At 63.8% G+C, this 9,213-nt stretch carries 7 protein-coding genes; 4 read left to right on the plus strand and 3 right to left on the minus strand.

Features of this window, described 5'->3' with window-relative positions; all coding sequences use genetic code 11:
• Positions 1-1,028: Ldh family oxidoreductase (locus Q1J95_RS11540; protein ID WP_300267708.1), on the minus strand; the 1,028-nt coding region annotated here is incomplete at its 3' end.
• A gap of 115 nt (positions 1,029-1,143) precedes the next feature.
• Here Q1J95_RS11540 and coaBC point away from each other — a divergent pair.
• The 3 genes from coaBC to Q1J95_RS11555 all read left to right on the plus strand — a co-directional run bounded on the left by coaBC (position 1,144) and on the right by Q1J95_RS11555 (position 5,009).
• The gene (gene coaBC / locus Q1J95_RS11545) at positions 1,144-2,352 is read left to right on the plus strand and encodes a bifunctional phosphopantothenoylcysteine decarboxylase/phosphopantothenate--cysteine ligase CoaBC (RefSeq protein WP_300267710.1); all 1,209 of its coding nucleotides are present in this window, start codon (positions 1,144-1,146) and stop codon (positions 2,350-2,352) included.
• An 83-nt stretch (positions 2,353-2,435) separates the two neighbouring features.
• On the plus strand, positions 2,436-4,346 hold the full coding sequence (locus tag Q1J95_RS11550) for an Hsp70 family protein (RefSeq protein ID WP_300267712.1): 1,911 nt from the start codon (positions 2,436-2,438) through the stop codon (positions 4,344-4,346).
• A 135-nt stretch (positions 4,347-4,481) separates the two neighbouring features.
• The gene (locus Q1J95_RS11555) at positions 4,482-5,009 is read left to right on the plus strand and encodes a sigma-70 family RNA polymerase sigma factor (protein WP_300267713.1); all 528 of its coding nucleotides are present in this window, start codon (positions 4,482-4,484) and stop codon (positions 5,007-5,009) included.
• 5 nt (positions 5,010-5,014) lie between these two features.
• Here Q1J95_RS11555 and Q1J95_RS11560 read toward each other — a convergent pair whose 3' ends face one another.
• The gene (locus Q1J95_RS11560; RefSeq protein ID WP_300267715.1) at positions 5,015-8,023 is read right to left on the minus strand and encodes an AAA family ATPase; all 3,009 of its coding nucleotides are present in this window, start codon (positions 8,021-8,023) and stop codon (positions 5,015-5,017) included.
• 239 nt (positions 8,024-8,262) lie between these two features.
• On the opposite strand from Q1J95_RS11560, the gene Q1J95_RS11565 reads away from it, so the two are divergent.
• Complete coding sequence (locus Q1J95_RS11565) at positions 8,263-8,433, plus strand: hypothetical protein (protein WP_300267716.1); 171 nt, start codon at positions 8,263-8,265, stop codon at positions 8,431-8,433.
• A gap of 114 nt (positions 8,434-8,547) precedes the next feature.
• Here Q1J95_RS11565 and Q1J95_RS11570 read toward each other — a convergent pair.
• On the minus strand, positions 8,548-9,213 hold a 666-nt coding region (locus Q1J95_RS11570; protein ID WP_300267717.1), incomplete at its 5' end, for a hypothetical protein.

Consider the following 9,213-nt stretch of genomic DNA (forward strand, 5'->3'; position numbering starts at 1 on the left):
GCGGGGCTGTCGATCCCGAGTCGCTCGAAGAGCTCGTCCAGGGCCGTGGCGGTCGATTCGGCGATTTCCACACGGTCTTCGCTGGCCTGGAACCGGGTTATCTCCGGGTCCCCGGGTGCGAGAGCTCCTCCCGGATCGGAGCTGCGTACACGCTCTTGAAGGGTGCGGATGCGGTCGCCGGTGTGAGCTCCGAAATGCTCCGGGGCGAGTGCGATCACGAGGTGACCGGTGTTCATGCGATGAGACGGCGTCGACCAGATATCGACGGTCTCGAACGCGTAATTGGCCCCGCTGAGGGAGGCGCTGAGTGCCTCCAGCAGCACGGAAAGTGCCGACCCTTTGTGTCCGCCGAAGGTGAGCAGAGCACCGGTCATCGCCGTGGTCGGGTCTGTGGTCGGCTCGCCATCGGGACCGACTGCCCAGCCTTCGGGCAGCGCTTCGCCTGCGTTGCGCGCAGCGAGCACCTTGCCGTACGCGCCGGCGCTGGTGGCCATATCTGCGGTTAAAGCGTGACTGCCGCTACTGGGAAAGCCGATCGTCAGGGGATTTGTGCCGAGGATGGGCGAGTTTCCGCCGAATGGCGCGACGACCGGTCCCGTTGTCGAGGTGATGATCCCGACGAGCCCCGCCTGGGTGAGCAGGTCGCTCCAATAGTTCCCCGCCCCGTAGTGCGTGGAGTTCTGCACGGCGACTGCCGCGATGCCGAATCGGCGGGCGAGTTCGATGGCGCGGGCTGTGGCCGCTCTCATGGCGACTTGCCCGAGTGCGCCGTCGGCGTCCAGGACGGCGGTGGCCCCGTCGTTGTGGAGCCACGTCAGTCGCGGAGTGGCGTTCATGCCACCTGCTTGAAGCGCCGCGGCGTAAAGGGGAAGCCGGCTCAGGCCGTGCGAGTAGATTCCACGACGATCCGCCGCGACGAGGGTTTCGGCGACCAGTCGGGCGTCGTCTTCGGGGACTCCTATGGCACGCAGAGCTGATGCCGCAGCGAGCATGATCGTCGTCGGCTGGTACTCACGAGCATCCGTCACCCTATCCTCCTCGATGATGTAACTGTAGATCCTACAGGAAAGATGAAATTTCGGATGCTGTGCTCGCCGAGGCCTATCGGCCCACACCGGTGACGCGCTGAGGCAGAATCGACACATGAACATCGTCGTCGCAGTCTCCGGCGGAATCGCCGCGTACAAGACGGTGCACCTCGTGCGCCTGCTCACGAAAGTCGGACATGACGTCACGGTGATTCCTACGGAAGACGCACTGCGTTTCGTCGGGATGCCGACATGGGAGGCGATCAGCCGCAACACCGTGACGACGAGTGTGCACGATGACGTCGCGCGGGTGCGGCACGTCGCGCTCGGACAGGCCGCAGAGCTGGTGATCGTCGCCCCGGCGACCGCGAACACGATCGCGAAGATGACAGCCGGGCTCGCCGATGATCTCGTCGGCACGACGCTGCTCTCGACCACCGCACCGGTTGTGATCGCTCCGGCGATGCACACTGAGATGTGGCAGCATCCGGCCACCCAGGCGAACATCCAGACCCTGCGTGCGCGCGGCGTCCACCTGGTCGGGCCTGCGGCGGGCGAGTTGGCCGGCGGAGACTCGGGCCCCGGGCGGATGAGCGAGCCAGAAGAGATCGCCGAAGCGGCGCTCGCTGTCATCGAGAACGCGCGCGACCTCGCCGGGCTGCGCGTGGCGGTGTCGGCGGGCGGCACGCGTGAACCGATCGACCCCGTGCGCTTTCTCGGCAACCGCTCCAGCGGCAGGCAGGGCGTCGCGCTCGCCGCGGAGGCTGCCGCGCGCGGCGCATCGGTCGCGCTGGTGGTCGCGCACGTCAGTGCTGACGTGTTGGCTGCGTCGCAGCATCCGAATATCGACATTCGCGCCGTCGGAACGGCGGCGGAGCTCGCCGATGCGATGAAGGATGCCGCGACCCGCGCCGACGTCGTCATCATGGCGGCGGCTGTGGCCGACTATCGCCCGGCGCAGGCTGCTGAGCAGAAGCTGACGAAGGAAGAGGGCGTACTCGACCGCATCGAACTCGTCGAGAACGACGATATCGTCGCCGGTCTTGCGGGCGCGCGTCGGGACGGTCAGACGATCGTTGCTTTCTCAGCGGAGACCCTGAAGGATGCTGATGCACGGCGCGAGCGCGCGCGTCGAAAGCGCGCGCGCAAAGGCGTCGACCTGCTCGCGGTGAACCTCGCGGATGCGGAGCACGGGTTTGAGAATGCGCACAACGCTGTAGAGATAATCGGCGACGAAGGCGCTGTCGTTGCATCTGCTGAGGGAGTGAAACGCGAAGTCGCCGCGGCAATCTGGGACGCCGTTATCGCCGCGCGGCGAGGGTAAAGATGACTGCGCCGCGTCGAGACCGAGATCGCGGAGCCTTGGTAACGTGATAGCAGCACGTAGCTACACACCGGATGGAGAATATGCACTATTCACTTGGCGTAGATCTCGGTGCTCGCTTCGCCGCCGTCGCGATTGCAGATGATCTCGGCACCCATGCGGCCCAACTCTCACCGTTGTTCGTTGTGCCCTCTGCGGTCTACCTCTCCCCGGACGGTGCGATGCTCACCGGCGACGCGGCCCTGACGGCCGGCGAGTCCGATCCCACGAGGCTCGCTCGCAACTTCAAGAAGCGGCTCGGCGACCCAACGCCGTTCCTCGTCGCGGACGCGCAGTCCACGCCAGAACAGCTCATGGCAGAGCAGCTGCGTCAGGTCGTCGCCGAGATCGCTGAGCAGCGAGGCGAGCCCGCGCAGAGCATAGTGCTGACCTACCCCGTCACCTGGGGCCCGTACCGGGCCGAGCACTTCACACGCATCGCCGAGCTTTCCGGTATCAATGTGCGTGCGATCATCACAGAACCCGTCGCGACGGCAACTTTTCTTGAGTCTCAGGGCAACGTGAAGCAGGGAGACATCGTAGCCATCGTCGATTTCGGCTACGACTCGGTCACGGCGACGTTGCTTCGTAAAGGCAGTCAGGGCTTCGCTATTCTCGGGACCCCAGAAGAAAACGATCACGCGGGCAGCGCAGACTTCGACAACGCCATGCGGACGCTGCTCGACCAGAAGCTCGGCGGTTTGATCTCTTCGCTCGACCCGGCTCGCGCCGCCGACGCGGCGATGCTCGCTGCCATCGAAGCCAAGTGCAGCGCTATAAAAGAGTCTCTTTCAGTACGCAAAGAGGCCTCAGTCGTCGTGACTCTCCCCGATGGGCCCCATCGACTGACGATTACGAGAGAAGAGTTCGCGCGACTGATTCGACCGTCCGTGCGGCAGGCAGTGGCCGCCCTGCGCCGCACGATCAGTTCGGCAGAGATTGACGAGGATGCGATCACCAGCATCGCTCTTACCGGCGGGGCATCGCGCATTCCCCTCATCGCCGAAGAGATCGCAGAGGTGGGCCGTCCCGTGCGTTCCACGCACCATCCCAAGCTCTCGGTGGCGCTCGGTGCTGCCCATGAAGCACGAACTCTCGCCGATGCCGATGCCCGAGCAGGTGCGGATGCGCCGTCAGAATCGAACGCCAGCGGCAACGAGACCTCCGTCGAACGGTCAACCGGTCGCATGCCGTGGCCACCGTCACGTCGCACGATGATCGGCATCGCTGCGGCAGTCCTCGTCATCCTCGGTGTGATTGTGGCGACGATCGTGCCCAGGCTCGTAGGCTCCCCCAGCGCAACGACGCCGAGCGAAGCTCCCGCCGACACGCGGAGCGAAGCTCCCGCCGACACACCGAGCGAGGCTCCGGCCGACACGGAGCCTCCCGCGCCGACGGAGTCAGAACCGGCGTTCACAGTGTTCAAGGACGGAGAGGCCGCAGCGGGGCTGCGTTGGTATACAGCAGCTGCCGGCGAGGACGACAGCTGGGGGTCCGCTGAGTACGTCAACGGCAAGTCAGAAGTGCCTGGGATTCGCATCGCAGAATCGAACGGCACGATGACGGCGGAATGGACTTCGTCCGACTGGCTATCGCAGTTTTGGGTGGAGGTTCACGACAACTCCATGAATCTGGAAGAGATCTTGGACGGCGACGGTGCGCTTGTCTTCGACCTCACCGTTCTGTCCGGGTCGGCAAGCTCCTTCGAGGTCGCGGCGCAGTGCACTTTCCCTTGCTCGGCGTCGGTCGATCTCACCAGCGACGTGGAATCGATGCAGCCGAATGAGACAGCGAACGTGATTGTTCCGTCTCGGTGCTTTACGAGCAGAGGCCTGGACGCCACCAAGATGACTGCGCCGTTCCTTCTCATCGGTCGCGGGGATATTTCCGTGGCCGTTGACAACATCCGTTGGCAGAGCAACACAGGAACGCATCCTGATGCCGTGATCTGCTGAGCGAGGGCATGGGTAGGGACACCCCCACCCATGCCCTAGGGATGCCCTCATATCTCGGGGGCCCACCCCAGAGACAGCGACTCCCCAAGAGTCGACGATCGATAAAAGACGTCGACTCAAGGGGAAGGCCTGATCATGGCGATCACAGCAACGCAGCCGGTGACCATCGATGAACTGATCCGCACACACGGGCCAGGACTGCTCAACTACACCACGCGCCTGCTCAACGGAGATCGTCCGGCGGCAGAAGACGTCGTTCAAGAAACCTGGGTTCGGGCATGGAAGCATCTCGAGCAGCTCGCCGAGCAGAAAGGCTCTGTGCGTGGCTGGCTGCTGCGAGTAGCGCACAACATCGCCATGGACCAGCATCGCGCCCGACGCGCACGTCCCGCTGAAGTCGGCTGGTCTGACCTGGATACGATGCGCATCGCAGCGCCGAACAATCCTGAACGCGAAGTTGAAGAGCGCATTCTCGTTGAGAATCTGCTTCAGCGACTCTCCGAACAGCATCGTAAGACGATCATCGAGGTGTACTTCGCTGATCACACCGCCAATGGCGCGGCATCTGTTCTCGGCGTTCCCGTAGGAACCATCAAGAGCCGCGTCTTCCATGCGCTTCGCACGATGCGCTCTGAAGCCGTGGCAACGGGCCTGGCCGCCTAGAATCGTCAGGCCCCGATCTCTGCCGGTTTGGGAACATCTTCTGGCAGCAGCAGCACGAGGTCGTCCATTGTCGGATCCTGCAGCGAGCGAGTCCGTCGCGCGTGATTCGCGATCGCCGATTCCATCACCTGACGCGCATAGCGTCCGTTACCGAACGACGCTCCGCGTTCGACTGCCGCAAAATGGCCGCGCAGCGCTGCAACTGTGGGTCCAGTGCACTCGTACCCCGTTTGGGTGGCATGTTGGTTCACGATCGTGACAAGCTCATCAGGCGTGTAGTTGTCAAAGCTCACGCGATGCGAGAAACGCGAATCGAGCCCCGGGTTCGTCGCGAGGAAGTCGTTCATCTCCTGCTCGTACCCAGCAGCGATCACCACAACTTCATCACGGTGGTCTTCCATGAGCTTCACCAGAGTGTCCACGGATTCTTTGCCGAAGTCGTTGCTGCCGCCAGCGGCAGATGACAGTGTGTAAGCCTCGTCGATGAACAGGACCCCACCACGCGCACGGTCGAATGCCTCGGTTGTGCGCCGCGCCGTGTGCCCGACATATTCGCCGACGAGATCTGCCCGAGAGACCTCCGTCACCTGCCCCTGCGCGAGCACGCCCAACGCCGTCAACAGCGAAGCGTACAACCGAGCAACCGTCGTCTTTCCTGTTCCTGGGGGGCCTGCGAATATCAGGTGCCTGCTCAGCGACGGGGCGGGAAGGCCAGCTGCCTGACGGCGCCGTGCAGACGTGAGCAGATCGACCATGCCTTCCACTTCGGACTTGACGCCTTCGAGTCCGACGAGCTCGCGCAGCGTGCCGAGCAGCTGGTCGACGCGTTCCTCGTCTACGCGCCCCACGCCGGCGCCGATGGACGACCCCGGCAGCGGTCCCAGGTCATCCGGGATCAGGCGGGTGAGGGTCAGAGAGTCGACTTCGTCTGCGTTCCCCAACCGGTATGCCTGCCGGCCGAGCATCTCTTCGAACACCTTGCGAGCCGTACGGCCGTTGCCGAAGGTCTCGTCACGGGGCAGATCGGTGAAATAGTTGTGCAGCGCCGCTCGCGTCTCGAATTCCAGGCTGTAGTGATTAGCGCTGCACAGACCCTCCACGATGGTGACCAGCTCAGCCGAGGCGTAGTCGGCGAACTCGATCGTGCGCGAGAAACGTGATGACAAACCGGGGTTCGCGGCCATGAAGCTGCGCATCTCGTTCGTGTACCCGGCGACGATCACCACGATATCGTCGCGGTTATCCTCCATGAGCTTTACGAGAGTGTCGATGGCCTCGCCGCCGAAGTCGTTGCTGCCCCCCGAGTCTTTGGACAGCGCGTAGGCCTCATCGATGAACAGCACGCCGCCTAGGGCACTCTCGAACATCTGCGCGGTCTTGATCGCTGTCCCGCCGATCACTGCCGCGACCAGGTCGGCGCGTGCCACTTCGACGAGCTGGCCGGTGCGCAACACGCCAAGCGCGGTCATGATCTGTCCGTAGAGCCGCGCCACCGTGGTCTTACCCGTTCCTGGTGACCCGGCAAAGACGAGGTGTCGAGACACCGGCGGTGATGGCAGCCCTGCTTCGGCACGTCGCTCTGCCATCTGATGCATCCGCACCAGCGTCTCGACCTGACGCTTCACGCTGTCGAGCCCGACCAGGCTGTCGAGCTCCGCGAGGAGCTCCTCCAGGACGCCTTCTTCGGCCCCGTCTCGCTCTGTGGAGTCGGCATCCGTCGGGGGCGCGAGGCCGACCTCGGCTGACACCGTTGACTCTTCCTCGTCGTCATCGAGTTCGCTCTCGTCCCTGGCGATGACGTCAACATCCGTATTGGGCCCGAGCTGAATGTCGTCCTGCACGGAGTCGCGTAGGGGGGTGTCTCGCAGTAAGCCGGTTGATCGATCCTGCCACGCCGCGCCGATGACGCATCGTTGGATGATGCCGTCATCGACGGAGAGCGTGGCTCGGTCCCGAGCGCACACTCCGGCGCCTTCCGCCTCTATGATTCGTACGCCATTAAGGAGGGCGGTGGCGTCGTCGGCAACGAGTACTCCCGTGCCGCGCACACCTTCGATCGTTGAATCCGACAGCTTCACGCGCGCCTTCGCTGATACGACGACAGCGTCGTGCTTGATATCTGAGAAACGGCAGTCAACCGCGGTCGCAGCCGATGAGCCCACCAGTTGGAGAGCATGCGCTCCGCCGCTGGTCACGACGACGCGGGACAGTTGAATCGACGCATCGCCGACACCGACAATGCTCTGCGCTTGGAGGCTGGTGAAGCCGACATCAGCGAGGGTGACGCTCGCGCCTGCCGTTGCGAGGATGCCGATGCCTTTACCTTCGCTGAACACCATATCCGTGATGTCTGCGGTAGCGCCGCTCTCAACGGTGACCATGCTCTGCTCAGCGTCAGAAGTCTTTCCCCCGGTGACGGTGAGGCGGGCACTGTCGGCGACGAGGAACCCTCCTTGCACCGTACTGATCTCACTGTCGCTGATCTGCGTCTGGCTTTTACCTCGTACGACCAAGGCCGTTGTCGCGATCTGACGCAGGATCGATTTTGTGATCTGCGCAGTGCCCCCGTCGTACACCAGGACACCAGCACCGGTTTCGTTCCCGACGCGTGTGCTGTGCGCGATGAATTTTGCGCTGCTTCGAACCATGATGGCGACTTCGGTCGCGGCCTCGACGGCACATTCGTCCATCGAGAGCGAACCGGATTCGACGTCAACAGCGGCGGTTCCCCCCGTGCGTTGGATCGTGATGCCTGAGATACGGGCGTCACCGGCTGTGCTGCTGATCGTTGCACCGGAAGGAGCCTCGATGCGAACGTCGCCGGAATCTCCGGTGCCGGAGAGCGTGATCGACCGATCAAGGACCACAGATTCGGCGTAGACACCTGGCCGGATCGAGATGACGTCGCCGTCGTTGGCGACGGCGATCGCGGATGCGATCGTCTGATGACATTCTGGGTTATCCGCCCAGACTGTGAGAACGGACCTGCCCTGAGTCATTAGTCGAGCGGCCATGTCGTTCCCTCCCACGAGTCTGGAAGGAGCGCTGCGTAGAGGCGCCCCCAGGTTTCAGCAGTCAGCGCCCGCGGTTTTGCGTGGGCAAGGTGTGCAACCAGATCAGGGTCCGGCGCGATCCAGTGATTCTCAAGGTAATGGGCGACGGCATCACTCCAGATCCAGACTCCGTCCGAGCGAAGGTCGCCCGAGACCGCGCCGTCTTCTCCACTGATCTCATCGCGTAAGGGTGCTGCCGAGTGCAGGACGATCGCGCCTCCCTGAAGAAGGGCGAGCAGTCGCTTTCGCTCCTTCGCGTCGACGATCATCGGGTGCTGCGCGTCGAACAGCGGACGGCCTTGGTTGCACCCATCGAATACTCGCGCAACGCGCGGTTCTCGTGCACCGCGCAACGGGAGCTGATCCAGTAGTCGTCGCACGGAGCCGGATGCTAGCGGGCGCGCATATCGCGGCGGTACGCCAGCCATCCTCGAATCGCGGATGGGGGCAGGTGCAGTTGCTGTATCGCTCATTCGGGTGCTCCTTTATACCGCAACGAGTGGCTCTGCGAGCCACCGAGCGTCGGGGACCGCTGTCGGGTCATTGTGTCTGCTCGCCGCGGCGTCGTGGAGCCGGCTGAGCACGTTCTGTTCGTTGGTGTTCTCTTCGGCCAAGAGCAGACGCGGGATGGGGCCGTCTGCGGTTCCCAGCACACGCAATCGGGTGTGCGCGGGAACGATTATGTCGTTCGCGGACGAGGTTCCATCCATCAGACCATCGAGACGGCGACCGCTCGTGGTCCAGATCAGCGCTTCCATTGACCCGGTCGGGGGGCCGTCAACGGGCGCCGAGACGAATGGTGCGGGTGAGTGCAGAATCGAGTTCTTCGTTGCCATACTCGCTTCTGGCAGCCCGCGCACGACGATTGATCGCGTGGTGGGCAGCGCGGCGAGCCCTTCCGCAAGACAAGTGTGGAAATCGATGTCGTAGGCCGCGGTCGGATCATCCGCGAAGACACTCACGACAGAGAGGGCTGTGAGCAGCGTAGAGCGGTCTCCGCCACTCATCCGCATGCCCGGCTGCTGTGCGAGCAGTTGTGAAACCGCGCGGCTGGCCACGTCGTAGCGAGAGCCCAGCGTCGTTCGCACACGTTGGCGTTGCTTGACGGTGGAACGTGCCTGTTGCGGCACGGCCAACTCAGCAGATGCGAC

Source organism: Microbacterium sp. (assembly GCF_029263575.1).
Classification (GTDB): domain Bacteria; phylum Actinomycetota; class Actinomycetes; order Actinomycetales; family Microbacteriaceae; genus Microbacterium.

Bases quoted from the DNA above. Each gene is read 5' to 3' on its own strand.
- coaBC (WP_300267710.1), top strand. From the start codon at position 1,144: ATGAACATCGTCGTCGCAGTCTCCGGCGGAATCGCCGCGTACAAGACG.
- Q1J95_RS11550 (WP_300267712.1), top strand. From the start codon at position 2,436: ATGCACTATTCACTTGGCGTAGATCTCGGTGCTCGCTTCGCCGCCGTC.
- Q1J95_RS11555 (WP_300267713.1), top strand. From the start codon at position 4,482: ATGGCGATCACAGCAACGCAGCCGGTGACCATCGATGAACTGATCCGC.
- Q1J95_RS11560 (WP_300267715.1), bottom strand. From the start codon at position 8,023: ATGGCCGCTCGACTAATGACTCAGGGCAGGTCCGTTCTCACAGTCTGG.